The 25,727-nt window shown below is 68.3% G+C and carries 22 protein-coding genes; 8 read left to right on the top strand and 14 right to left on the bottom strand.

What is annotated here, in order from left to right; genetic code table 11:
* Window positions 1–4: 4 nt before the first annotated feature.
* The 6 genes from eutC to EYZ64_RS07920 form a co-directional block, all read right to left on the bottom strand.
* Window positions 5–778, bottom strand: a complete 774-nt coding sequence (gene eutC / locus EYZ64_RS07945) for an ethanolamine ammonia-lyase subunit EutC (RefSeq protein WP_135452955.1) — start codon at window positions 776–778, stop codon at window positions 5–7.
* Window positions 775–2,190 carry an ethanolamine ammonia-lyase subunit EutB gene (locus EYZ64_RS07940; RefSeq protein WP_135452954.1) on the bottom strand — a complete coding sequence of 472 codons (1,416 nt, stop codon included), beginning with the start codon at window positions 2,188–2,190 and terminating at the stop codon, window positions 775–777. The genes eutC and EYZ64_RS07940 overlap by 4 nt, the downstream gene beginning before the upstream one ends.
* Complete coding sequence (eat, locus tag EYZ64_RS07935) at window positions 2,187–3,602, bottom strand: ethanolamine permease (protein ID WP_135452953.1); 1,416 nt, start codon at window positions 3,600–3,602, stop codon at window positions 2,187–2,189. The genes EYZ64_RS07940 and eat overlap by 4 nt, the downstream gene beginning before the upstream one ends.
* Before the next feature lie 244 nt (window positions 3,603–3,846).
* Entirely contained in the window at window positions 3,847–4,908 is a 1,062-nt protein-coding gene (gene adhP, locus EYZ64_RS07930) for an alcohol dehydrogenase AdhP (protein WP_286174681.1), read from the bottom strand.
* A gap of 148 nt (window positions 4,909–5,056) precedes the next feature.
* Complete coding sequence (gene adh, locus EYZ64_RS07925; RefSeq protein WP_135452952.1) at window positions 5,057–6,580, bottom strand: aldehyde dehydrogenase; 1,524 nt, start codon at window positions 6,578–6,580, stop codon at window positions 5,057–5,059.
* 116 nt (window positions 6,581–6,696) lie between these two features.
* Complete coding sequence (locus EYZ64_RS07920) at window positions 6,697–8,001, bottom strand: helix-turn-helix domain-containing protein (RefSeq protein WP_210115485.1); 1,305 nt, start codon at window positions 7,999–8,001, stop codon at window positions 6,697–6,699.
* Between the two features lie 282 nt (window positions 8,002–8,283).
* Here EYZ64_RS07920 and EYZ64_RS07915 point away from each other — a divergent pair, with 282 nt between their 5' ends.
* The gene (locus tag EYZ64_RS07915; RefSeq protein WP_135459885.1) at window positions 8,284–9,690 is read left to right on the top strand and encodes a DEAD/DEAH box helicase; all 1,407 of its coding nucleotides are present in this window, start codon (window positions 8,284–8,286) and stop codon (window positions 9,688–9,690) included.
* 79 nt (window positions 9,691–9,769) lie between these two features.
* Here the strand turns inward: EYZ64_RS07915 and EYZ64_RS07910 are convergent, their stop codons facing one another.
* From EYZ64_RS07910 to eccCa, 4 genes are all read right to left on the bottom strand, one after another.
* A complete protein-coding gene (locus EYZ64_RS07910) occupies window positions 9,770–10,066 on the bottom strand; it encodes a WXG100 family type VII secretion target (protein WP_135452950.1) in 297 nt (98 codons plus the stop codon).
* 12 nt (window positions 10,067–10,078) lie between these two features.
* The gene (locus EYZ64_RS07905) at window positions 10,079–10,402 is read right to left on the bottom strand and encodes a WXG100 family type VII secretion target (protein WP_135452949.1); all 324 of its coding nucleotides are present in this window, start codon (window positions 10,400–10,402) and stop codon (window positions 10,079–10,081) included.
* A 78-nt stretch (window positions 10,403–10,480) separates the two neighbouring features.
* The gene (locus tag EYZ64_RS07900; RefSeq protein ID WP_135452948.1) at window positions 10,481–11,635 is read right to left on the bottom strand and encodes a type VII secretion-associated protein; all 1,155 of its coding nucleotides are present in this window, start codon (window positions 11,633–11,635) and stop codon (window positions 10,481–10,483) included.
* Entirely contained in the window at window positions 11,632–15,405 is a 3,774-nt protein-coding gene (eccCa, locus tag EYZ64_RS07895) for a type VII secretion protein EccCa (protein ID WP_502702941.1), read from the bottom strand. The genes EYZ64_RS07900 and eccCa overlap by 4 nt, the downstream gene beginning before the upstream one ends.
* 116 nt (window positions 15,406–15,521) lie before the next feature.
* Here eccCa and eccD point away from each other — a divergent pair, with 116 nt between their 5' ends.
* On the top strand, window positions 15,522–16,868 hold the full coding sequence (gene eccD / locus EYZ64_RS07890; RefSeq protein WP_135452947.1) for a type VII secretion integral membrane protein EccD: 1,347 nt from the start codon (window positions 15,522–15,524) through the stop codon (window positions 16,866–16,868).
* A gap of 14 nt (window positions 16,869–16,882) precedes the next feature.
* Window positions 16,883–18,193: a type VII secretion-associated serine protease mycosin gene (gene mycP / locus EYZ64_RS07885; RefSeq protein WP_135459883.1), complete on the top strand. Its 1,311-nt coding sequence runs from the start codon at window positions 16,883–16,885 to the stop codon at window positions 18,191–18,193.
* Here mycP and eccB read toward each other — a convergent pair.
* Window positions 18,158–19,549 carry a type VII secretion protein EccB gene (gene eccB, locus EYZ64_RS07880; RefSeq protein WP_135452946.1) on the bottom strand — a complete coding sequence of 464 codons (1,392 nt, stop codon included), beginning with the start codon at window positions 19,547–19,549 and terminating at the stop codon, window positions 18,158–18,160. The genes mycP and eccB overlap by 36 nt on opposite strands.
* A 137-nt stretch (window positions 19,550–19,686) precedes the next feature.
* A complete protein-coding gene (locus EYZ64_RS07875) occupies window positions 19,687–20,238 on the bottom strand; it encodes a CGNR zinc finger domain-containing protein (RefSeq protein ID WP_167858086.1) in 552 nt (183 codons plus the stop codon).
* Window positions 20,239–20,330: 92 nt separating this feature from the next.
* On the opposite strand from EYZ64_RS07875, the gene EYZ64_RS07870 reads away from it, so the two are divergent.
* From EYZ64_RS07870 to EYZ64_RS07850, 5 genes are all read left to right on the top strand, one after another.
* Entirely contained in the window at window positions 20,331–21,368 is a 1,038-nt protein-coding gene (locus EYZ64_RS07870; protein ID WP_135452944.1) for an EamA family transporter, read from the top strand.
* A gap of 25 nt (window positions 21,369–21,393) precedes the next feature.
* Window positions 21,394–22,056: a cutinase family protein gene (locus tag EYZ64_RS07865; RefSeq protein ID WP_135459882.1), complete on the top strand. Its 663-nt coding sequence runs from the start codon at window positions 21,394–21,396 to the stop codon at window positions 22,054–22,056.
* Window positions 22,057–22,081: 25 nt separating this feature from the next.
* Window positions 22,082–22,747 (top strand): cutinase family protein, encoded by a 666-nt coding sequence (locus EYZ64_RS07860; RefSeq protein ID WP_135452943.1) that lies wholly within the window; start codon window positions 22,082–22,084, stop codon window positions 22,745–22,747.
* Between the two features lie 60 nt (window positions 22,748–22,807).
* The gene (locus EYZ64_RS07855; RefSeq protein WP_135459881.1) at window positions 22,808–23,476 is read left to right on the top strand and encodes a cutinase family protein; all 669 of its coding nucleotides are present in this window, start codon (window positions 22,808–22,810) and stop codon (window positions 23,474–23,476) included.
* 109 nt (window positions 23,477–23,585) lie between these two features.
* The gene (locus EYZ64_RS07850) at window positions 23,586–24,233 is read left to right on the top strand and encodes a cutinase family protein (protein ID WP_135459880.1); all 648 of its coding nucleotides are present in this window, start codon (window positions 23,586–23,588) and stop codon (window positions 24,231–24,233) included.
* 30 nt (window positions 24,234–24,263) lie between these two features.
* Here EYZ64_RS07850 and truA read toward each other — a convergent pair whose 3' ends face one another.
* Both truA and rplQ read right to left on the bottom strand, forming a co-directional pair.
* Entirely contained in the window at window positions 24,264–25,133 is an 870-nt protein-coding gene (truA, locus tag EYZ64_RS07845) for a tRNA pseudouridine(38-40) synthase TruA (RefSeq protein WP_167857746.1), read from the bottom strand.
* Window positions 25,134–25,140: 7 nt separating this feature from the next.
* Complete coding sequence (gene rplQ, locus EYZ64_RS07840) at window positions 25,141–25,698, bottom strand: 50S ribosomal protein L17 (RefSeq protein ID WP_135452942.1); 558 nt, start codon at window positions 25,696–25,698, stop codon at window positions 25,141–25,143.
* Window positions 25,699–25,727 lie beyond the last annotated feature (29 nt).

Genomic DNA, 25,727 nt, shown 5'->3' with positions numbered 1-25,727 from the left:
TCGACTAGGTCAATTCGGCGAGGCCCGGGGTGCCGAGCGCCGAGGTCCGTGAGGTGTCCTTCAGGTCGACGCCGGAGCGGCCCAGCGCCAGCGCACCGTCGACCAATCCGGCTGCCACCCGTGCGGCTTCGGCATATCCCAGGCCGTCGGGCGGGTGGATGTTGGAGATGCAGTTGCGGTCGGCGTCGGTACGGCCAGGCATCGGCAGGTGAGTGAGGTAGATGCCGAGGCTGTCGGCCACACTCAGACCGGGCCGCTCCCCGATGATGACGAGCACCGTCCGCATGTGGGCCCGGGCCGCGACGTGGTCACCGAGGGCGACGCGGGCCTGCGTCGCGATCACCGGCGGGGCCAGCGTGTAGCGATCCTGTAGCTCGGCCACCAACGCCGCCAGCAGCGTCGCACCGTGACGATCCAGTGCGGTCGGCGACAACCCGTCGGCCACGACGAAGCCGATGTCGGCCGGGGTGTCCGGCACCTGCATGCTCTCGGCGGGTTCCCGCCCCAGATCGGGCCGGCGCAGATACTCGTCGCGTGAGGTGGCTTTGCTGGTCACCACGGTCGGCTCACCGATCCCCACCGCCCGGACCTCGCCGGAGAGTTTGTCGACATCCAACGGCACGTGCACAGCATCACGGGCCGCGGCATGCGCCGCGGCCAGTTCGAGCACCCGGCGCGTCGGCAGTGCGTTGCCGGCCCGGCCCAGCCCGATCCTGGCTTGGGTGGTCTTGCGCAGCTCGTCCCAGAACTCTTGAACCGCAATCTCATTGGGACTCATGACGTCTCCGCGGAAGTCAGGGACCGCAGCACCGAACGCTCCAGGTCGAACGGGGTCAGCTTGCCGGAGTCGTCGACCATCCCGACGCTGCGCAGCCATGCCTCGAACTCGGCGGCCGGCCGCAGCCCCAGGGTGCGCCGGGTGGTCAGCACGTCGTGGAACGACAAGCTCTGGTAGCCGAGCATCACGTCGTCGGCGCCCGGCACGGTAATGACGAAGGCCACTCCGGCCGCGGCCAACAACGTCAGCAGGTTGTCCATGTCGTTCTGGTCGGCCTCAGCGTGGTTGGTGTAGCAGACGTCGACACCCATCGGCAGGCCGAGCAACTTGCCGCAGAAGTGATCTTCCAGGCCCGCCCGGATGATCTGCTTGCCGTCGTAGAGGTACTCCGGCCCGATGAACCCCACAACCGTGTTGACCAGGAGCGGCTGCAGATCCCGGGCCACCGCGTAGGCACGGGCCTCCAGCGTCTGCTGATCCACCGGCTTGCCGCCGACACCCAGATGTGCGCCGGAACTGAGCACCGAGCCCTGCCCGGTCTCGAGGTACATGACGTTGTCGCCGACGGTTCCGCGGCGCAGGCTACGCGCCGCCTCATTGCCCTCCCGGAGCAACTGCAGGTTCACCCCGAATGCGGAGTTGGCGCCCTCGGTGCCCGCCACGGACTGGAACATCAGGTCCACCGGCGCCCCGGCCTCGACCAACCCGATCGTGGTGGTGACATGGGACAACACGCAGGACTGTGCGGGAATGTCGTAGCGCGTGCGGATCGAATCGAGCAGATACAGCAGATCCGCGGTGGCCTGCGGCGAGTCGGTGGCCGGGTTGATCCCGATCACCGCATCACCGCAGCCCAGCAGCAGCCCGTCGAGCACCGCCGCGGCGATCCCGCGGGGGTCATCGGTCGGGTGGTTGGGCTGCAGCCGGGTGGCCAGGGTGCCGCGCGCACCGACGGTGGTCCGGAACGCCGCGGTCACCTCCGCGGCGGCCGACACCGCGATCAGATCCTGGTTGCGCATGATCTTGCTGACCGCCGCAACCATTTCCGGCGTCAGTCCCGGTGCGACGGCGGCCAGCCGCTCGGCGCTGTGATCATGCGCCGCGGTGTCCATCAGCCAGTCCCGGAGCCCGCCGACGGTCAGATGCGAGATCTCCGAAAAGGCTTGCCGGTCATGGCTGTCCATGATCAGTCGGGTGACCTCGTCGGTGTCGTAGGGCACCAGTTCCTCGTTGAGGAAAACCTCCAGCGGCAGGTCCGCGAGCACCCAGGCGGCCGCGGCGCGTTCACCGTCGTGCTCGGCCGCGCAGCCGGCGAGCTGATCGCCGGAGCGCAGCGGGGTGGCCTTGGCCATCACCTCGACCAGACCGTCGAAGCTGTAGGTCACCCCCGAAACCTGCTGGTGGTACTTCATTTCAGGGCACTCTCCGCTTCTGCGAGCATCGCGAACTCCTCGTCGGGCGAGTTGGCCACCAGACGATGGCGGCTGTAGAGCGCGAAGTAGAGCATGAACGCGCAGAACACAGCCAGGCACAGACCCGCGGCCACCGGGCTGACCACGAAGGTCGCGATCAGTGCCACGACCGCGATGACCAGGGCGAAGCCCGTGGTGACGATCCCGCCCGGGGTGCGGTACGGCCGCGGCATGTTGGGCTCGCGCACCCGCAGCACGATGTGGCTGATCATCATCAGCACGTAGCTCAGGGCCGCACCGAAGACCGCCATGTTCAGGATCAGATCACCGTGACCGGTCAGCGACAGCAGGAAGGCGACGACACCCGGGACGATCAACGCCAGCGTCGGGGCCTTGCGCTTGTTGGTCACCGACAACCTCGTGGGCAGGTAACCGGCCCGCGACAGCGCGAAGGTCTGCCGCGAGTAGGCGTAGATGATCGAGAAGAAGCTCGCGATCAGCCCGAACAGGCCGATGTAGTTGACCGCCTTGGCGGCCATACCGGTCCCGCCGAGGGCCTGCACCAGCGGATCGTCCACAGTCGACATCGCTTCCGCGCCACCGGCTCCCGTGGTCAGGAACAGCACCGTGACGCAGGTGAGGATCAGGACCGTCATCGCGGCGATGATTCCGCGCGGCACGTTGCGCTCCGGGTTGGCGGTCTCCTCAGCGGCCAGCGGGACGCCCTCGACGGCCAGGAAGAACCAGATGGCGAACGGGATCGCCGCCCAGATGCCCAGGTAGCCGTGCGGCAGGAAGCTCGAAGCACCGGCCGCGGCGGCGTCGGGGGCGATGTTGGTCAGGTTGGCGACGTCGAAGCTCCCGATGGCGCTCACGGCGAAGATGACCAGGCCCAGCAGCGCGATCGCGGTGATGACGAACATCAGCCGCAACGCCTCACCGACGCCGGCGAGGTGGATGCCGATGAAGATGACGAACGCCGCCAGGTAGACCCACCAGCCCTTGTGAATGCCGAACAGACCAAGGGATTCGACGTAGCCGCCGATGAAGGTGGCGATCGCGGCCGGCGCGATCGAGTACTCGATCAGGATCGCGGTGCCGGTGGCAAAACCGCCCCAGGGGCCCAACGCGCGACGGGCGAACGTGTACCCGCCGCCGGCCGCGGGCAGTGCCGAGGACAGCTCGGCCAAACCCAGCACCATGCAGAAGTACATCGCGGCGATGACCACCACGGCGATCAGCAGACCGCCGAAGCCGCCCTGCTCGAGGCCGAAGTTCCAGCCCGAAAAGTCGCCCGACACCACGTAACTGACGCCCAGACCGGCCAGCAGCAGCCAGCCCGCGCTTCCGGATTTGAGCTGACGTTTCTGTAGGTAGTCAGCGCTCTCCAGGTGTTCTTCCACACCCGCCATTTCAAACTCCTTCATTTGCAACGCTTTTATCTTCGGCGACGCCGGCCTTCCGTGCCGGGCCAATCGCGTTAAAGGTCTGTAAACCAACCTTTGAGTAAGAAGTATCACCCTGCGGACGAAATTTGTCCAGCGTCACAGCTGGACCGAATCACGTTGTCCGCCAATGCTATTGGCAAACAGGTCGACACGACGACGCCGCGAGGAGACCGTCCGGCCACTCGCGCCATCGTCCGTCTGTCATCGGCTACCGATAGTCGATGACGATCCGACCGTCGATCTGCCCACGTTCCATCCGGTCGAATACGTCGTTGATCTGATCGAGTGACGTCGTCTCCACGATCGGATGGATCAGGCCGCGGTGGTAGAAGTCGAGGGCTTCCACCATGTCTTGCCGCGAACCCACGATCGAGCCGCGGATCGTCAGCCCCTTGAGCACGATGTCGAAGATCGGTGCCGGGAAGTCTCCCGGCGGCAGCCCGACGAACACGATCGTGCCACCGCGGCGGGCCAGCCCGATGGCTTGGCCGAACGCCTGCGGATGCACCGCCGTCACCAGCACGCCGTGCACGCCGCCGGTGGCCTTCTGCACCTCGGCCACGGCGTCGGACGTCCGGGCGTTCACCGTCACCTCCGCGCCGAGGCGACCGGCCAGTTCCAGCTTGGCGTCGTCGATGTCGATCGCGACTACCCGCAGACCCATCGCGCGGGCATACTGCACCGCGACGTGCCCCAGTCCCCCGACCCCTGAGATCGCCACCCATTGGCCGGGCCGGGTGTCGGTCACCTTCAGGCCCTTGTAGACCGTCACCCCGGCACACAGGACGGGCGCCACCTCGACCGGGTCGGCGCCGTCCGGGATCCGGGCGGCGTACGCGGCGTTGACCAACATGTAGGAGCCGAAGCTGCCGTCGACGCTGTAGCCGCCGTTGCGCTGCTGCTCACACAGGGTCTCCCAGCCGGTGCGGCAGTACTCACAGGTGCCGCAGGCCGACCACAGCCAGGCGTTGCCGACCTTGTCGCCGACCTTCAGGTCGGCCACGCCGGGCCCCAGCGCCACCACGGTGCCGTAGCCTTCGTGGCCCGGTACGAACGGCGGGCTCGGCTTCACCGGCCAATCGCCGTGTGCGGCATGGAGGTCGGTGTGACACACGCCGGAGGTCTCCAGCTTGACCAATGCCTCACCCGGTCCGGGCGTCGGCAGGTCGAGCTCGGAAACCTGCAGCGGTGCACCGAATTCGGTGACCACCGCCGCGCGCATCCGGCCGGCACTGTTGGCGCCGACGCTGTCGTCGAGAGTCTGGGTCATGAGTCGGTCCCATCGTTGAAAGGTGTTGCTGGCAGCCGTTTTTTGTTGTTATTCGGTTATCCGATCCGCTGGCAGCACCGGCACGTACCGGCGCTGCCAGCGCGGCAGCATGACGACCTTTCCGGGCCTGACCCGTCGACCTGACGGCCTAGAAGAAGCCCTGGGCCTTGTTGGCGTAGCTCACCAGCAGGTTCTTGGTCTGCTGGTAGTGGTCGAGCATCATCTTGTGGTTCTCCCGGCCGATACCGGACTGCTTGTAGCCGCCGAACGCCGCATGCGCGGGGTAGGCGTGGTAGCAGTTGGTCCACACCCGGCCGGCCTTGATGTCCCGGCCGGCCCGGTAGGCGGTGTTGCCGTTGCGGCTCCACACGCCGGCACCCAGGCCGTAGAGGGTGTCGTTGGCGATCGAGATGGCGTCGTCGTAGTCCTTGAACGAGGTCACCGCAACGACCGGGCCGAAGATCTCCTCCTGGAACAGGCGCATCTTGTTGTGCCCGGTGAAGATCGTCGGCGCCACATAGAAACCGCCGTTGAGGTCGCCACCCAGATCGGCCCGCTCACCACCGGTGATCAGCTGGGCACCTTCGGTTTTCCCGATCTCGATGTAGGACAGGATCTTCTCCAGCTGATCGTTGGAGGCCTGCGCGCCGATCATCGTCTCGGTGTCCAGCGGGTCACCCTGACGCACCGCCTTGGTGCGGATGGCGGCCAATTCGAGGAACTCGTCGTAGATGTCGGCCTGGATCAGCGACCGCGACGGGCAGGTGCACACTTCACCCTGGTTCAGGGCGAACATGGTGAACCCTTCCAGGGCCTTGTCCTGGAAATCGTCGGCAGCGGCCAGCACATCGGAGAAGAAGATGTTCGGGCTCTTGCCACCCAGCTCGAGCGTCACCGGGATCAGGTTCTGGCTGGCGTACTGCATGATCAGCCGGCCCGTGGTGGTCTCACCGGTGAAGGCGATCTTGGCGATCCGGTTGCTCGAAGCCAGCGGCTTGCCACACTCGACACCGAAGCCGTTGACGACGTTGACCACACCGGCGGGCAACAGGTCACCGATCACCGACATCAGGTAGAGCACCGAAACCGGGGTCTGCTCAGCAGGTTTGAGCACCACCGCGTTGCCGGCGGCCAGCGCCGGGGCCAACTTCCACACCGCCATGAGGATCGGGAAGTTCCAGGGGATGATCTGGCCGACCACGCCGAGCGGCTCGTGGAAGTGGTAGGCGACGGTGTCCTCGTCGATCTGCGAGAGCGAGCCCTCCTGGGCGCGCAGCACACCCGCGAAGTACCGGAAGTGGTCGACCGCCAGCGGGATGTCGGCGTTCAGCGTCTCGCGGATCGGCTTGCCGTTGTCCCACGACTCGGCCAGGGCGATGGATTCGAGGTTCTCCTCGATCCGGTCGGCGATCTTGTTGAGGACGACGGCACGCTCGGCCGGCGAGGTCTTGCCCCATGCCGGCGCGGCGGCGTGGGCGGCGTCCAGCGCCTTCTCGACGTCGGCCGCAGAAGAGCGGGCCACCTCGCAGAACACCTGACCGGTGACCGGCGTCGGGTTCTCGAAGTAGCGGCCCTCGGCGGGTGCGACCCACTCGCCACCGATGTAGTTGTCGTAGCGGGCCTCGAACGACATCAGGGCGCCTTCGGCGCCCGGACGTGCATAAACAGTCATGGCAATCTCCTGCATCGGACACCAGATGTGTCGGTCATCACTAAAGGTAGTCAGCAGTAGGTTGCAGCACAGTTGCACTGATCAAAAGCAACGTTGCACACGGCCCGTGGACCGGATCAGGCCAGTTCGGAGTCGATTCCCGCCAGGTGACCGCGGGCCTGCGCCCGCGCCAGCGGGTCGGCCTCGGGATGGTCGTGCAGCACCCGCCAACCCTGCCGGTCGTCACGGCCGTCGGGCAGCCCCAACCAGCGCCGCAGCAGGCTCAGGCTGCCCCCGGCCAGCACCGCTTCGCGCAGGCTGGCACTCAGCTCGGTGCGCAGCCGCGCGATGGCAGGTGAGACCGATTGCGGCAACAGCGCCCCGGTGTACGCGTCCAGGGCGGCCGAGACGTTCCCGGCCTCCAGCGCGTCGGAAACGTCGCCCATGTCGCTGGCCACCGGGGCCATCAGCCGGTACGGCCGCGACTCGATGTAGGTGCTGCCGATGACCCGCCGCAGCCGCGACACCTCGGCCCGCACGGTGACCACATCGAGGTCCTTGTCGTCGAGCAGCATGGCCAGGTGATCGGCGCTGAGCCCCTCGGGGTGCCGGATCAGCAGGACCAGGATGTCGGCGTGCCGCCCGGTCAGCCCGCTGGATTCGGGCCGGCCCGCGGCGTCGGTCACCTGCCAGCGCGGGCGGTCGGCGCCCAGCACCGTCAACCGTGCCCCCTCGGGGGCGGACGGTGCGACGGGCCCGGTCAGCCGCAGCAGGGCCAGCTGGTTCTCGACCGCGACGGCGGTGGCCCTGACCAGCGCCAATGTCTGCGGCGTCGCCACGGCGGACCCGCCGGTCAGGTCGATGGCGCCCAGCAGCACCCCGGTCGCTGGGTCGTGGACGGGCACCGCGGTGCAACTCCACGAGTGCACGGTGCGGGAAAAGTGTTCGGACCCGAGGATCTGCAGTTCACGGTCCAGCGCCAGCGCGGTGCCCGGCGCGTTGGTCCCGGCCGCCCGCTCGCTCCAGTCCGAGCCGGGCACGAAGTTCATCGCCTCGGCCTTGCGGCGTACGCCCGGATCTCCCTCGACCCACAGCAGGGTGCCGTCGGCCGCAGTGATCGCCACCACCACCCCGGCACCGACGGCGTCGTCGACCAGCAGGCGACGGATCAGCGGCAGGGTGGGCGCGAGCGGATGCGTGTTGCGCAATTCGGTCAATGCGGCCGCCGCGGCGGCCGCCCGGGTGCCCAGATCGGGGTCGACGCCAGTGGCCAGGCTGCGTTGCCAGCTCTCCATGATGACGCGGCGCACCGGGGTGGAATCCAGGGAATCCGCGTCCACCTGGCCGTCGATGAACAGGTCATGGATAGCGCGCACCTTCGCGGGCAGTGCCCGGGCAGACATCCGGCCTCCCGCGTTCCTCGATGCGGCCACGGCGATCATCTCTCCCGGCGTCGGGCCATTGACATGGCATTCACGCGTAACCGCCAGGATAGTTGACCAGCCCGACCTGTGATGGATACCACCGGTAGGTCAACCAGCAGAAATCGGGGAATCCACCCCGCTACCCGTATAGTTGGGGCACGGCGGCTTGTCTGTTCTGCCTTTGCCGCCTTCTCGATCGTCACACCGAGCGCCGCGAGATATCACTCGCGCCGGGCAGGACGACCGCCCTCTATTTTCGGAGCTTTCATTTTGTCTGTCCAAGAAACCCCTGGCACCGCTGTGCCCACATTCGCCGAACTCGGCCTGCCCGCCGAGATCGTCGCGACCCTGGCCTCGAGCGGGGTCCAGACCCCGTTCCCGATCCAGGCCGCGACCCTGCCTGACTCACTCAAAGGCCGTGACGTCCTCGGCCGCGGCCGGACCGGCTCCGGCAAGACCTACGCGTTCCTGTTGCCCCTGGTGGCGCGGTTGGCGACCAGCGGCACCCGCCGGGCACCGAACCGGCCTCGCGCGCTGATCCTGGCTCCCACCCGCGAACTGGTCACCCAGATCGAAGCCTCGCTGGCCCCGCTGGCCAAGGCCACCGGTCTGCGGTCGGTCAACATCTTCGGTGGCGTGGGCGCCAACCCGCAGATCTCCGCGCTGCGGGGCGGCGTGGACATCGTGATCGCCTGCCCGGGCCGGCTCGAAGACCACATGCGGTCCGGCCACGCCGACCTGTCCGCGGTCGAGATCACCGTGCTCGACGAGGCCGACCACATGGCCGACCTCGGCTTCCTGCCCGGCGTGAAGCGACTGCTGGACCGCACCCCGAAAAACTGCCAGCGCCTGCTGTTCTCGGCCACCCTCGATGCCGGGGTCGACGTGCTGGTCAAGCGCTACCTGCACGACCCCGTGGTGCACAGTGTCGATTCGGCACAGTCCCCGGTGACCGCGATGGTGCACCACGTGCTGCACGTGGACAACGCCGCACGGGTCAACGTGGTTGCCGATCTGGCTGCCGCCCCGGGCCGCACCATCGTCTTCGCCCGCACCAAGCACGGCGCGAAAAACCTGACCCGTCAGCTCAATTCGCGTGGCGTGTCGGCAGTTGAGCTGCACGGCAACCTGTCTCAGAATGCCCGCACCCGCAACCTGACGGCGTTCTCCGACGGATCGGCGGCAGTGCTGGTGGCCACCGACATCGCCGCCCGCGGCATCCACGTCGACGACGTCAGCCTCGTGGTGCACGCCGACCCGCCGGTCGAGCACAAGGCTTACCTGCACCGGTCCGGTCGCACGGCCCGCGCCGGGAACGAGGGCACCGTGGTGACCCTCATGCACGACGCGCAGGTTTCCGATGTACGCACCCTGACCAAAAAGGCCGGGGTCAAGCCCACGATCACCCGCGTGAACAGCACCGATCATCCGGTGCTCCGCGAGATCGCCCCCGGCGACCGCGTTTTCGGTGACCCGATCCGTCCCGAGCCGGTCGCCCAGGCCGCTCCGGCGCCGCGGCGCCAGGGCAACAGGTCCGGACAGCCGGGCAAGTCGGGTCAGCAGCAGCGCCGCAGCCGCCCCAACGGTTCCGCTTCCCGCAATGGCGGTGCCCCGTCGGCGCGGTCCGGGTCCGGTGCCGGTGCCGGCGGACAGCAGCGCGGTGGCGGACCCCGGCGTCCCCGTCGCGACTCGGGCTCGAGTCGCTAGCCCGAACCAGACGAAAGTGTGCGGCCCCGCCCGGTCCTCTCCACCGGGCGGGGCCGCACATGTCTTCTGGGGTGGCGGGTCAGACACCCCACGCGTTGGCAGCACTGCGGTCGGTGGCGGCCACCTCGTCGGCACCGTCACGCACCGCATTGCCCAGGGAGAACAGGATCTCGTTGAGTGCCGCAGCCGCCCGGTTCCACCGGGCCTGCTCGATGGTATAGGCCTGCGCCGCCTCACGGGTCCAGACCTGCTGCAGAGGCTCGATCTGCGAACGCAACTCGTCGAGAGCGGCGTTGAACCGGCTCGAGGTGGTGTGGATCTCCTGGCGCACCGAGTACTCGATCTCGCCGAAGTCGTAGGACAGCACGTGATCCATCGTCGACGCCGATCAGATTCCGTCGCCGATGGTGCCGAGCCGCTGGGCGTGTGCGTCGGCGGCGCCGCGCAACGTGCGCTCATTGGTCCGGATGGTCTCGGCGATGCGGCCCAGTGTTGAGTACAGGGTCAGCGATTCGCCGTTCCAGCGGTCGACGACGTCGCGAAAGCGCACAGCAGCCACCCCGCCCCATACCGACGGTGGCACACTGCCCATCTTCCCGATGAACGTCTGCAGCATGGCCCGGACGTCGTCGTTGAGGACGTCGATCCGGCCGGCAACTCTCGTCATTACCTCGAAGTCGGTGCCCAACGGCCCCGTCAGTCCTGGTGACATGTTCCCTGCCCCTCCGGTCTTGTCTTGCGGGATATAACAATTCGACGCAGCACGGGCCGGTTCGGTTCCACCCGATTTCTAGAACGCCGCGTGCGCCGAACGGACGGCTGCCTCGCACGCCGGCCGCACGGCCTCGGCCTGCCCCGGTGCACTCTGGCACCCGATCGCGATCCGTACCCCACCGTCGACAAACACCGCCCACCGGATCTCCCGGCCGTCACGGATCTCTCGGTAGCTGACCGCCGGACGCGCCGCGACGACCGCTGACGGATCGAAGTCGACGAAGATCCCGGCAGGCTGCTCCTGCAGAGCCCGCTGCAGAGTGTCCGCCACCGCGCCGTCCCCGATGCCGGACTGGGTCAGGTGAATCATCAGCTGCGGGTCGGTCGGCGAAACCACCTGAACCCGAGCCGATCCCGGCCCATCGGTGACCCGCTGTACATCCCATCCGGTGGGGATCTGCACGCCAACCCGGCCTTCGGCGAGGACCGTCAACGCCACGTCGTCCGCCGGCCCGCCGCGAGCGACGAACGAGATTGCGCCTAGCACCGCCGCCAGAACCGCTGCCGCGCCGATCGCGACCCGGCCCGGCCGCACCCGCGTGCCGACCGAAACGGCGGCGGCCGGGGGATCCGGGACGACGAGGGCGTCACGCCACGTCCGGCTGTCGGCCAGGGTGACCAACGCACCGCGACGGCGTAGTCCGGACATCACCGCGTTACCCAATGTCACCGCTCCGGCGACATCCACCGGTGCATCGACGGCAACCTCAACCGATGCCCCGGCGATCGCAATCACTGCGCGTACCACCGCCTCCGGATCCACGTCACCCTCGGCGTGGCGGGCGAGTGTCACGCCTCCGGCAGGGGCGCCCGACACCACGATGACCTCGTCGGCGATCTCCACGACGACCCAGGATGCACCTGTCAGCGTCGCGCCCACGGCCTGAACCCGCTGCATCACAACAACTTCTGCACCGGAAGCGGCGGCAGCGCCCCGCACCCGGTCACAACGATCGGCGGTCCACCAGGTCGGGCACACCAGGGTGAGGTTCCGCGCCCCCGCCGCTGCGGCGGCGAGCACATCGGCCCACAGGTCCGACACCGCAAACGGTTCGTCGTCGACCAGGGTGATCTCGTCGTCGACGGCGGCCACTGCGACCCCGGCCAGGTCCGAGCGCGGCCCGGGTCCGCGCACGGTCACCGGACCCACCTCGACGATGGTCAATGTCACCACGCATCCGCCGCGCCGGACAGCACGACCTGCACCAGCTGGTCGGGTGCCCCACGGGTGATCAGAGTGCCCCGCCCGGGCGGAAGCCGAACCGGGCGTACCGATCCCAGCAGCACGCCGTCGTCCGGGTTCGCACTCATCATCAGGCCCATGCAGCCGAGGTCCTTCACGGCGGCCAAAACCGGATCGAACATCGCCCGCGCCGCGCCGCCGGAACGCCGGGCCAGCAGCAGGTGCAGTCCGAGGTCACGGGCATGGGGCAGGTAAGGCAACAGCGGCGAAAGCGGATTCGTCGCGCCACCGGCCACCAGGTCGTAGTCGTCGACCACGACGTAGAGTTCCGGGCCGCTCCACCACGAACGGTCGCGGAGCTGCCGCTGCGTGACCTCGGGACCGGGCAACCGAGCGCGCAGTGCATCAAGGACTCTCGGCAGCGCGGCGTCCAGCGCCCCTGTCGAGGGCGCGTACCCGGCCAGATGCTCCGATTCGACGACTCCCAGCAGGGCGCGCCGGAAGTCCACGATGAGCACTTGCACGCATGACGGATCGTTACCGGCGACCAGATCACAGCACAGGGTGCGCAGCGCCGTGGACTTGCCGCAGCCGGTGTCTCCGAGGATCAGTAGATCCGGCTGGGCGGCGAAATCGACCAACACCGGTGCCAGTTCGTGTTCACCGAGGCCCAGCAGTACGTCGGTCGCGGGCCGGGCCCGCGGGGCCCGGGCCAGCTCGTGCTCGCGCACGCATGCGGGCAACAGCCGGACCGCCGGCGCTCGGGCATCCCCGTACTGGATGCGCAGGGTGTCCCCGATCCTTGCCAGCGCCGTGCCGATCCCGCTATCGCTCGGGGTGCCATCCAACCGGGGCAGTGCGATCAACAGCTCGCGCCCCTCACGGGTCAGACCCCGCCCCGGTGCCTGCTGGGCAAGTTGCCTGGCGCGTTTGCGGTCCATCTCGGATTCGGCCGGATCACCGAGCCGCAACTCGATGCGGGTTCCGAGCTGGTCCTTGAGCGCCGGCCGGAACTCCGCCCACCGCGACGCCGTCGCGACCACATGGACACCGAGCGAAAGCCCCTGCACCGCAAGGGCGGTGATCGAAGGCTCCAGAGATTCGAATTCTCCGCGGAATGTCGACCAGCCGTCGATGATCAGGAACACATCGCCGAACGGATCGTCGATGTCCCCCGCACGACGACGTTCCCGGTATTCGGCCACGGAACCGATGCCGAGGGCGGTGAAACGTGCGTCGCGGGCGTTGACCAGGGCGTGCAACTCGGCCACGGTGCGCCGGACCAGGTCGGTGTCAGCGCGGCCGGCGACCGCGCCGACATGCGGCAGCACCTGTAGTGCGCTCAACGCTCCGCCGCCGAAGTCCAGACAGTAGATCGTCACGTCGCGGGGACGATGCGTGGCAGCCAGTGCCACCGCCAAAGTCTTGGCAGCCGTGGTCTTTCCAGACTGGGGACCGCCCACGATCGCCACGTTGCCCTGAGCGGCGCCCAGGGCGAGCATCAGTCGATCCCGACGCTGCTCGAACGGACAGTCGACAAGCCCGATCGCTACCGCCAGCGGCGCGGAATCGGACAACAACACGTCGCTGAGCGGGACGGCAGGCGGCAGCGGCGGCAGCCATACCCGATGTGCCGGGGTGCCGTACCCGGCCAGCCGGCCGACAACCTCGTGCAGCACAGTGGTGGTGGCCGGTGCGGCCGGGCGGCGATCGGTCTCCACACCGACCCCGGTGAATCGTCGCGGCCGCAGCTCCTCCTGCGTTATGCGCGGCAGCCGCTCCGGCACTGGGCACGCAGCTGAGACGAATGCGGTCTGAAACCTGATGATCTCGCCGGACGGAGTCTTGAGATAGGCCGCGCCCGGGGTGCTGGGCAGCTCGTATGCATCGGCTATACCGAGCACTGATCGGGATTCGCTGGGCGAGAACGTCTTGAGGCACACCCGATACGACAGGTGGCTTTCCAGTCCGCGCAGTCTGCCCTCGTCGAGGCGCTGGCTGGCCAACAGTAGGTGCATGCCCAGTGATCGCCCGAGCCGGCCGATCGCCACGAACAATTCGGCGAAATCCGGGTGCTGCTGCAGCAGTTCGGAGAACTCGTCCACCACGATCAGCAGGGCCGGCAACGCAGGCAGATCGCCCCGGCACCGGTACTCGGCGATGCCGGCCAGATTCCCGGCCGCCCGGAGCAACTCCTGACGACGGGTCATCTCCCCGGCCAGCGCATCGGCCATCCTGGCCACCAGCGGCGCCTCCTCAGCGAGGTTGGTGATCAGCGCGCTGATGTGATGCGCCTTGTGCAGGCCGAGAAATGTTGCCCCGCCTTTGAAGTCGACGAGGACCAGGTTGAGCGCGTCGGGCGGATGCGTGGCGATCAGGCCCAGCACCAACGTACGCAGGAACTCCGATTTCCCTGACCCGGTCGCCCCGACGCACAACCCATGCGGTCCCATGCCGTCATGCGCGGCTTCCTTGAGGTCGAGGTGCAGCGGGGTGCCGTCGGCACACCGGCCGACCGGAACCCGAAGGAACCGCTGCGGATCCGCTGCCGGCCAGGTGTCGAGCGGATCCAACGCGGCCGGATCGTCGATACCGATCAGCGCCGGCCAGCCGCAGTCATCGGGTTCTCGCGCCGGACGGTAGCGCGCCAGCCTGCGGGCACAGGTGATGGCCTGCTCCTGGCTCATCTGGTCGGGTTGCATCGGGGCACCACCGCAGCGCACCACCTCAGGGCCCAGGTCCAGATGCAGATCGGCTCCGGTTGTGTCGATGTCACCCGGACCGGCAACGACCAGCAGCGTGACAGCGGCGCCGGGCACAGGTAGTGCGGCAGAAGCAGAGTCGACGATGACCACGGTGTGCATTGGAGGCGTCGCGGTCGGCAACTCTGCCAGAGTGCGCAACCGCAACGCGGTGACCCCGCCACGGCCATCGGGAGTCCCATGGTGGGCAAGCCATTTCAGCCACTCCCAGTGACGCCCGGTCGACCCGTCGACGACCGCGGCGATGCGGACATGTCGCGGGCTGTGTGCCGTGGCCAGCTGGCAGATCATGGCACGCAGCAACGCTCGGGCCGCATCGGCCGGCCCACCCACAGTCACATGGCCGAGCCCGCCCAGGTTCAGCGTCAGCGGCACGTCGGCCACCGTCGACCGACGCCGGATCAGTTGCGCCAGCGCCGATGCCGTCACCGGATCAACATCGCGTCCCTGGCCGGTGTCGCCGGCGACCAGCCGCGTGGACAGTGGTCGCTCCCCCACTCCGATCCGCACCTCACAGAAGCCGGGGTCACCGGGGCGGCGCTTCCACATCTGCGCGCTACCGGCAAGTGTCCACAATCGTGCGGGTGCAGGATGTTCCGCGTGCAGCCCCAACCACTGCGAGCGGCCCGTTTCACCGGTCGCGGCGTCGATCCCGTCGAGATAGCGCAGGTACTCGCAGCGGTCCCGGTGGAGCTGCTGAGCCCGGCCGTTGCTCTTCAAACTGTAAGCGGCCGTGCCGATCGCCGACATCGCCATCATGATCGGGAACATCGTCGACGCCGGGCCGCGGGTGGCAGCCGCGCCCGAGGTGACGTACACCGCGATCATGCCGATCATCGCCACCACAAGCACCAGCGGCAACAACCTGGTCAGCGAGCCGCCCGGGCTATGGCGAGGCAGTGCGGGCGGCGCATCGATCACCATCTCCCCGGGCGGCGGCTCGGCAGTCGGGAGCCCACGGGTGACGTGTGGTGTACGGAGGGTTTCCATCGACATTTGGACGCACGCCGAGCCCTTCGGGTTCCCGTTCCGCAGCGGAATTTTGGTGCGCGGGGGTGCATGACGGGTCGGCTAGCGTGACATGTGTCGGCGTCTACCGGGGGGGTGATGCGATGCCGGATTCCTTACGCCATGTATCGGTTCACTGCGGACCGCCGACCGAGGTGGGACACGGTGCCACGGTCGATCTGTCCTTGCCCGCTGCGATGACCGTGGGCGAGTTGTTGCCGTGGATCATCGATGCGCTCGGCGCCGGGGACGGCACACCACGCCGGTGGCAGCTCGCCCACCTCGGTGGTCGCGGCCTGGATGAGTCGGCAACCCTGGTGCAGAACGATATTCGTGACGGCGATCTCCTGATCCTGACCCGGTCCTGTGATCGGCCGACACCCGAGCGGGCGCTGATGGACGCGCTGACGGTCGACTCGCCCGATGACGGCATCCCCACCGGACTGCGGGTCGCCGCCTGCTTGTGGGCCTGTGCGCTGGGCCTGGTGGCATTGGTGTGGGCCGGGCTGGGCAGTGCCGGATGGGACCGCATCGCCGCCGCCGGAGCGGTGGCTGTCACCGTCACCGCTGTCGCAGTGTCCGCGCCGCGTCTGGGTCTGGGTCCGACCGTGATCGCCACGCTCAACGTCGCCGCCGTGGCATTCGCGGGGGTTCTCGGATTCCTGGTGGTTCCGGCCGGACCCGCACCGGCGAACTTCTTCCTGGCCGTGACCGCGACGGGCTCGTTGGGCGCGGTGCTGATCCGGGCATCCGGGTGCGGCAGACAGGTCCTGCTCGCGATCGTGACCGTTGCCGGGGTGCTGGCCGTGGCGACCGGGTTCTCAGTGCTGTGGCCTTTGGCCACACCGGCATTGGGTGCGGTGGTGAGCGCGGTCGGGATGGCATTGCTACCGCTGACCCCCCGGTTGTCCATCGCTCTGGCAGGCCTGACACCTGCGGTACCGGGGTATCCCGATAGCGACGAAGAGATTCTGGACGACAACGCATTCGACGCCGACGCACGTGCGCTTCTCGGGCATCAGAACCTGGTTGGCCTGGTGGCCGGTGGTGCGGTCGCGGCCGCACTGGGAACCGCAATACTCGCTCTCGCCGGTCTTCGACAGGTCACGGTCATCGAGGTCGCATTTGCCGCCGCCGTCGGGGTAGCGCTGCTGTTCCGCTCACGTACCTACGCACCCGGACGCTGCCGGACCGTTCCCGCCGTCTGCGGATTTCTCTCGCTCACAGCGACTTTCATCCTCGTGGTGGCATGGAATCCCGCCCACGGCAGCTGGACCGGCATCCTCGCCGTGGGGACCGGGATCGCCGTGATCTGGCCGGTCACCGTCCAGAGTCCGGTGGCGGCGCGGCTCGCCGACGCCATCGAGTACCTCGCGCTGGCCGCCGTGGTGCCGCTGGCATGTTGGCTCGCCGGTGCCTTCGATCTGTTTCGGGACCTGGGACTGCGGTGAACCGGTCAGGCCGGATGGCCGCGACGCTGATCGCCGGGCTTCCGCTGCTGGCCATCGCGCCGGCCCCGGCCGTCGTGCCACCGGTCGTCGTACCGCCCGCAGTGGATTCCACCTTGCTGCCCCGCCCGGCGCCGCCTGCGCCCGTCGCGCGCACAGAGCAACGTCAGCCCTGCTACCAGTCCGCAAGCGGTGCGGCCGGCGCGACGGGTACGCCACTGAATCTGGATGCCGTGTGGCCGCTCACCCGTGGCGACGGCCAGAAGATCGCGGTGATCGACACCGGGGTAGCCAGGCACCGGCTACTGCCACGCCTGATCGGCGGCGGCGACTATGTGTCACACGGTGACGGCACCGCAGATTGCGACGGGCACGGCACCATCGTCGCCGGAATCGCCACTGCCGCACCGAACGCCGGCTTCAGCGGGGTCGCCCCCGATGCCGCGGTCCTGGCCATCCGGCAGTCGAGCAACAAGTTCGCCGTCGACGGTGGCGCGATCGGTGTCGGCGACGTCGACACCCTCGCCACGGCGGTGCGCACCGCGGCCGACCTCGGTGCGACCGTCATCAACATCTCGTCGGTAGCCTGCGTGCCGGTCGCCGCCGCACCCGACGACCGTGCCCTCGGCGCAGCGTTGAGCTACGCCGTCGACGTGCGCAACGTCGTGGTGGTCGTCGCGGCCGGCAACGTGGGAGCGGGCTGCACCCAGCAGGACGGCCCTGTCGGACGATCCGGCGAACCCGACTGGAACAGCGTGCGCACGGTGTCCAGCCCCGCCTGGTACGACGACCTGGTGCTTTCTGTGGGGTCGGTCGGATCAGACGGCACCCCATCGGTTTTCAGCTTGGCAGGCCCCTGGGTGGATGTAGCCGCACCCGGGGAGAACCTCGTGTCGCTGCATCCCGACGGCGAGCAGTTGATCGACACGATCGGACGGGATGCCCCGATATCGGGAACCAGCTATGCCGCACCAGTGGTGGCCGGAGTCGCTGCACTCGTACGCTCCCGATTCCCGCAGATGAGCGCGCGAGAGGTGATGCGCCGCATCGAAGACACCGCACACAACCCGGCCGGCGGCTGGAATCCGTACGTCGGACACGGTGTGGTCGACGCCCTGGCCGCGGTCAGCGGCAGCACCCCGTCGCCCGCAGCCGCGACCGCGGCCCCGGTTTCGGTGGCATCTACGGTCCCCACGCCGACCGACCCCATGCCCCGGCGCATCGCCTTCGGCGGAGCAGCCGTGTGTGTCGCCATGACGGTGGTGACCGCGTTGGCACTGGCGGCCAACCGGTTACGCCGGCGCGGCCACCACGTCTCGCACGACTGACGCCGCATCGCGGTCGAGTTCGGGCCCGCGCGGCAACATGGCCAGCATGGGCCATGGTGCGGGGACAGTGCTCGTCCCCAGTCCCAGGTGTTCGGCAGTCGCCCCGTCGCGGATCCCGAACAGCACACCGAGATCGTTCAACAGATACAGCGGTCCACCGACCGTCGCCCCGCGGACGACACTGCCGGCCTGTAGCAGAACGCTGCGGCCTGCCGGGATGTGCACACGGTCGATACTCGACCCGGCACCGTCGGCCTGAGCCAACGACACGGAGTCGCCGGGGAGTGAATCAGCAATCGCCACAGTCGTATTCGTATCAGGGCCGGACTGTCTCGGGTCCCAGCGAGCGCACACCACCGCCCGCCCACGAGGCAGTACCCGCTCCGGGAACCGGGCCACTGCGAGTCCGGCGGCGACCGGTACGTCGGCCACCACATCGGCGGGAACGACAGGAGGTTCGTCATCGGACTGCTTCACGCTGAAGCGGATGACGTCGGCCGCCACCCTGCCGATGCGTTGCAGCCCATCGGCAAGCACCACGTAGAACTCGGCGGGACCGGCACGCATCACGCGTACCACGGTTCCTACGGCGAGCCCTCCCAGCGCGGCCGGTCCAGGACGGCCCGCGCCGGCGATCAAAGGCGCCTGCAGCGCGGGAGCCTCGGGCACCGAGTCCAACAGGGCCTGCGAAACCGGTTGGACCGATATGCCTTCCAGGTGTAGCGCGCGAACGACGGCGATGTCACGAAGGTCCACCCGGGCGCGCCAGCCGTCGGCGAGCAGGTAGGTCGGAGCTCCCACTGCGCGCGCCGACACCAACAGGGCTTGACCGCCGCGCAACGGTGAGATCTCACGGTCGGCCCGGCCCGCCAGCAGTACCGTCTCGGCGGGTTCGGCGACATCGCAGGTCGCCCAGCCCGACTCGTCGAGACTCAGTGGCCGGCCGATCTGAGCTGGGGCGCCCGGTATGCCGACCAGTGGCCCGCGCCGGAACTTCGCAATCACCGCATCGTTGACCACAACCGGATTCGCCGGGGCGCCGATGATGAGTCGGGCCGAGGCGAGATTGGGCACCGGATGCACTGTGTCGTCGATGCGTACGTACAGCGCACCGGCGTCGCGCGCCAACAGGATCGGCGCGTCGCCGGGCACCGAGCCGGGACGCACGAGAGCAAGCACCGCGCACACCGCGATCGCGATGGCCGCCAGCACACAGCCCGCTCCGTACGCCACGGCTTGCGCGCGCAATGGATCGTCGAGCATGCGGGCATCACCGCGAACCAGCGCGTGTGCCATGCGCCGCAACAGAAATCGATGCCCGTTGAGCTGTAATCGAGTGGCCGTTCGCCGTGCCATATATCCCCCGGGCAGAACCCTAACCCGGGACCGGGGACGGTGACCGCACCTGTTGGTCGTCGGCCGGGACTGTGGCGTCGTCAGTCACAGCCCTCTCCTTCGATGAGGCGCACGACGAGGGTGAGTCCCGAAACGCCCTAGTCCTCGCGCTGGCGCTGCCGGTAAGCCGCGACGTGCTGGCGGTTACCGCAATTGCCTGTGTCGCAGAAGATCCGCGAGCGGTTGCGCGACAGGTCGGTCAGGACGGCCTCACAGTCCGGGGCCGCACAGCTCTTGAGACGGCGGAGTTCGCCGCCGCGGATGAGGTCGGCCAACGCCATCGCCATCTCGGCGCCCATCCGCTGCGCCAGCGGGTCGTCGACCGAGGCCAGATGCAGGTGCCATTCGGGCATCTCCGGATGCCGGGTCAGCCACGGCGATGCCTTGGTGTCGCTCAGTAGGGCATTGACTCGGCGGACCGTCTCCTCCTCGTCATCGGCCACCGCCCAGATCCCCCCGAGCCGCCCGCGCAGCGCGCGCACAGCCTCCAGTTCGGCGTCGTCGCGGTCTCGTCGTCCGGTCCAGCCGAAGCCGTCCAGGTAGGCGTTCAAATCGGCCTGGTCAGACAGTTGTTCGCCTTCTACCCGATCGGTGTTCACCAGCACCATCGCGGCCCGGAGCGTGAGCTCCGTGTCATAGGTAAAAAGCATTTGACTCATGACCCCTTGTCACCGTAGCGTCGACCTCGTTGTCATTACCATAGTCAACTTTACTCATGACATACCCCAGGGGAGGTGTACCGATGACTGCCGAAGCCCAGCTCGACCGCACGACCGCCGATAACCACTTCCGGCTCGGCCTAATGTTCGCCGTCAGCTCCGCGCTCGCGTTCGGCTCATCGGGCCCCTTCGCCAAAGCCCTGATGGAATCCGGCTGGAGCCCGACCGCGGCCGTCACGGCCCGGCTCGCCGGCGGCGCGCTCATGATGGCCGTCTTCGCCAGCATCGTCCGGCCCGGCTGGGTCCGTGAGGTGCTCGGCCACGCCAAGACCGTCGTCGGCTACGGCCTGATCCCGATCGCCGGCGCGCAACTCTGCTACTACAACGCCGTCGCACACCTGTCCGTCGGCGTGGCACTACTCCTGGAGTACACCGCGCCGATCCTCGTCGTCGGCTGGGTATGGGCCACCACGCGACACCGCCCCAGCGCGACGACCTTCGCAGGCGTGGCAGTCGCCATCGCCGGCATCATCCTGGTGCTCGACGTGTTCAGCGGCGCCCAGATCAACCTCGCCGGGGTCAGCTGGGGCCTGGCCGCCGCCGTGTGTGCCGCCTGCTACTTCATGATGTCCAACCAGGCCAGCACCGACGGCGAGGGGCTGAGCCCGATCAGCCTTGCCGCCGGCGGCTTGGTCGTCGGCACCGCGGCCGTGACGCTCCTCGGCGTCACCGGCGTCATGCCGCTGACCTTCACCACCAACGCCGTCACCATCGCGGGGCACACCACCGCGTGGCTGGTGCCGGTGATCGCCTTGGGCCTGATCCCCACCGCCCTGGCCTACACCCTCGGCATCGTCGGGATCGCCAGGCTCAAGCCGCGCTTCGCCTCCCTGGTCGGGCTGTCAGAAGTACTCTTCGCGGTCCTGATCGCCTGGATCATGCTCGGCGAGGCCATGTCGGTGAGCCAGGCCATCGGGGGCGCAGTCGTACTGGTCGGTCTGGCCGTGGCCCGACAGGGCGATCGCAGCGAGCAGGCGGACCCCCACACAGCCACTCAGGTCGAGCTGGCGACCTGGCCCGATATGGCCATACAGGAGACGTCCGAACCCGGAATCGATTAGCCGCGGCTAAGCAATTTGTGTGACTATGTCCCCCGTGAGTCTCCTCCGGAAGTCGGCCCGGGTGGCCGCGATCGTCTCAACCCTGGCCAGCGCGGCTTTTCCGCTGGCGCTCGCCGCGCCCGCCGCGGCCGCACCGTGCTCCGACATCGAGGTCATCTTCGCCCGTGGCACCAACGATCTCCCAGATCTGGGACGTCCCGGGCAAGCCTTCGCCGACGCGCTGCGTTCCCAGGTCGGCGGCCGCACAGTGTCCACGTACGGGGTGAACTATCCCGCCAGCTATGACTTCCTGGCCGCAGCCGACGGCGCCAACGACGCCGCCAACCGCATCGCCACGCTCGCGTCCTCCTGCCCGTCGACCCGGGTCGTGCTCGGTGGCTACTCACAGGGCGCCGCGGTCGTGGACATGTTGGCCGGCATCCCGCCGCTCGGCAACAAGGTCGGGGAAGTCGGATCGGCACCCCCCCTGGCCGGCGAACTGGTCCCCCAGGTAGCCGCAGCGGTCGTCTTCGGAAACCCCTCGACCAAATTCGGAATCCCGCTCACCTCGTCGATCTTCGGCGGCAAAGCGATCGACCTCTGCAAGGACGGGGACCCGATCTGCTCTCGCGGCCGGAACCCGTTCGCGCACAGCGACTACGTTGGCATGGCAGATCAGGCCGCCAACTTCGTCGCCGGAATCGTTTAGTCGACCACAGACGTTAGGATTTGGTGTGGCCTTTGATCTTGTTCGTCGCGGCACCCTGTTCGTGGCGGCAGCGCTGACCGCTGCCGCCGCCGTCGTCGCACCGGTTGTGGTGCCCGCCGCCTCCTCGGGACTTCCGGTGGCGGCGGCCGACTGCCCCGACATCGAGGTGGTCTTCGCCCGCGGCACCAATGACACCGCCGGCCTCGGCCGGATCGGCAACGCATTCGTCAGTTCGCTGCGCAACAAGGTCGGCGGCCGTTCGGTCGGCGCCTATGCGGTGAACTACCCGGCCAGCTTCGACTTCCTGGCCGCGGCGGGCGGCGCCAACGACGCCTCCGGCCACATCCAGTGGATGGTGGACAACTGCCCCGGCACCCGCCTGGTCCTCGGCGGGTACTCCCAGGGCGCCGCGGTGATCGACGTGATCGCCGCCGTCCCGTTCCCGGCCGTCGGCTTCAACGCACCGCTGCCGCCGAACGTCCCCGAGCACGTCGCCGCGGTCGCGGTCTTCGGCAACCCGTCGGCCAAGCTCGGTTTGCCGCTGACCTCCAGCCCGGTGTACGGGGGCCGCGCCATCGACCTGTGCAACCCGGGCGATCCGATCTGCGGCGACGGCGACAGCGTGCCGGCACACCGGGCATACGAAGGCCCGGCCAACGATGCCGCGAACTTCGTCGCCAGTCTGTTGTAGCCGTTGTCCGCTACGATCGCTGGGGTGGTCGAACTTCCTAGCGGTAACCGTGTAACCCGGCTGCTCCGGCGCTGGATCGGTGCGGCTGCCGTCATCGCGGCAACCGTAGCTGTCCTGCCGGTCGCTTCGGCTGTCCTTCCCAGTTCGCCGGCGGTGGCCAACGCCGCTTCGTGTCCTCCCGTCGAGGTCGTCTTTGCCCGCGGCCGCACCGAACCCGCCGGCGTCGGCACCCTCGGGAACGCGTTCGTGAATTCCCTGCGCTCCAAGGTCAACAAGAACATCGGCGTGTACGCCGTCAAGTACCCCGCTGACACCGAAGTCGACATCGGCGCCAACGACATGAGCGGCCACATCCAGTACATGATGGACAACTGCCCGGATACCCGGTTGGTGATCGGCGGGTACTCGCTGGGCGCGGCAGTCGCCGACGTGGTGCTGGCCGTCCCCTTCACCGGCTTCGGCTTCAAGACTCCGCTTCCCGCGGGCGCCGACGGGCACATCGCCGCCGTAGCCCTGTTCGGCAACGGCGCCGCGTGGGTCGGTCCGATCACGCGCTTCAGCCCGGTCTATGCCGACCGCACCATCGAGCTGTGCCACGGCGCCGACCCGATCTGCAACCCGGCCGACCCGGACACCTGGAAGAACAACTGGCCAGATCACCTGGCGGGCGCCTACATCGACGGCGGGATGGTCAACCAGGCCGCAGATTTCGTCGCGGGTCGCCTCTGAGTTGGCCCTGACCAACCACCGAGATCAACTTCGTCGCCGGATCGTTGCCGGACCGGCACCTATTCTCGACGGCACCGTAAATACCATCTAACGCGTGATTGGCCGTCGGATGTCGGCCGCACTGATCACCGCTCTGACTGCCGTTGTGCTACCAATGACGGTGGCGCCCAGCATGATTGGCGCCGCAAAGGCCGCCACGTGCCCACCGGCGGAGGTGGTGTTCGCCCGCGGCCGTATGGAGCCCCCAGGTCCCGGACAAGTCGGTGCCGCCTTCGTCAACGCCCTGCGTACCCTGCGCGGACCGAACGTCGCCCTCTATTCGGTGAGGTACCCGGCCGACACCCAGGCCGACGTAGCCGCCAACGACATGAGCCGCCACGTGCAGTGGATGACCCGCAACTGTCCGAACACCCGACTTGTCCTGGGCGGATACTCGCTCGGCGCCGTCGCGACCGATCTGATTCTGGCGATGCCGATCTCGGCGTTCACCTTCAACAGTCCGCTTCCCAAGGGCACCGACCGGCACGTCGCCGCGGTGGCACTGTTCGGCAACGGCGCCAACTGGGCCGCACCGATCACCCTGTTGAACCCGGCCTATCAGAACCGCACCATCGACCTGTGCCACTCCGATGATCCGATCTGCAATCCGAGCAGCCCGTACAAATGGCAAGCCGGATGGCAGGATCACCTGGCGCCCGGCTATATCCGCTCGGGCATGGTAGCCCAGGCGGCCAGGTTCGTCTCCGCCCGACTCTGAGAGCCCCAACGCCGAAACGCGCTGCAGCGCTCAGTCGGCCGTCCGCACGTCACGGGTAATCAAGTTGCGGGCCTCAAGCTCGTCATCGGCCGGGTAATCGACCTGCACCAGCGTGAGCCCGCGGGCAGGAGCGGCGGCGAAATCACTGGACCGGCTCGTCTCACTCAACAGCCCGGCCGTCCACTCAGCCGACCGCCTGCCCTCCCCCACCGCCAGCATTGCGCCGACCAGCGAGCGAACCATGTTCCAGCAGAACGCATCCGAGGTGACGTGCGCCGTCACGTAGAAACCGTCGCGCACCCACTCCAACCGCTGCAGATCGCGAATTGTCGTGGCCCCGGGACGGTGGCGACAGAACGCCGCGAAATCGTTGAGCCCCACCAGCTCCCGTGATGCGGCCGCCATCGCGTCGAGGTCCAGGGGTTTCGACCACGGTGTGATGAACCGGGCTTCGGCCGGCTCGACCCCGTAGGGGGCAAGACTCAGCCGGTAGGTGTAGTGCCGGCGCAGTGCCGAGAATCTGGCATCGAAACCCGCGGGCGCCCGCACGATGTCGCGGACCCGGACATCGGTCGGCAGCAGCCGCGCCAATCGCCGAACCAGCGGCGTGAATTCGGCATCGCCCGCATGGGTGGTCCGCGGATAGACGTGGGGAAGTGCGTCGGTGGGGATGTCGACGTGGGCGACCTGGCCGGTTGCATGCACCCCGGTGTCGGTACGGCCCGCGGTGCGCGTCACCACCGGCGTCCGGAACACCGTCGACAGCGCGTCGTCGATCACGCCGGCAACCGTGTGCTGACCCGCCTGCACCGCCCAGCCCGCGAAATCCGTGCCGTCGTAGGCGATGTCCAGGCGCAAACGAACATGCCCGCCACCGGAATCGGTGGCGGGCATGTTCATGTTGTCACTACGACTTGGCAGAGTCATCCTCAGCCGCAGCCTCAGCGGTCTCGGCATCCGCGATGGCGGCGTCCTCGGCCTCGACCTCGGCAACCGGGGTCTCCTCGGCCGCTTCCTCGGCCTCTTCAGCCTTGGGAGCCTCGGCCTCGGCAGCCTTGGCCTGCGCGGCGGCGGCGCGACGAGCGCGGTCCGCCTCGGAGGTCACGGTCTTCTCCCGCACCAGCTCGATGACCGCCATGGGGGCGTTGTCGCCCTTACGGTTCTCGACCTTGATGATGCGGGTGTAGCCACCCTCGCGATCGGCGAAGAAGGGACCGATCTCGGCGAACAGGGCGTGCACGACGTCCTTGTCGCGGATCTTCTTCATGACCTCGCGCCGGTTGTGCAGTTCACCCTTCCTGGCGTGGGTGATCAGCTTCTCGGCGTACGGACGCAACGCCCGGGCCTTGGGCTCGGTCGTCTTGATCCGGCCGTGCTCGAACAGCGACGTGGCCAGGTTGGCCAGGAGCGCCTGCTGGTGCGAGGACGACCCGCCGAGGCGGGGCCCCTTAGTGGGTTTGGGCATTGCGACTATCTCCTAATTGGGGCCGGTCC

It is taken from the genome of Mycobacterium sp. DL99 (genome assembly GCF_004762045.1).
Lineage (GTDB): Bacteria > Actinomycetota > Actinomycetes > Mycobacteriales > Mycobacteriaceae > Mycobacterium.
Note: the sequence above shows the minus strand (reverse complement) of the source record. Positions and strands in the feature narration are given on the sequence as shown.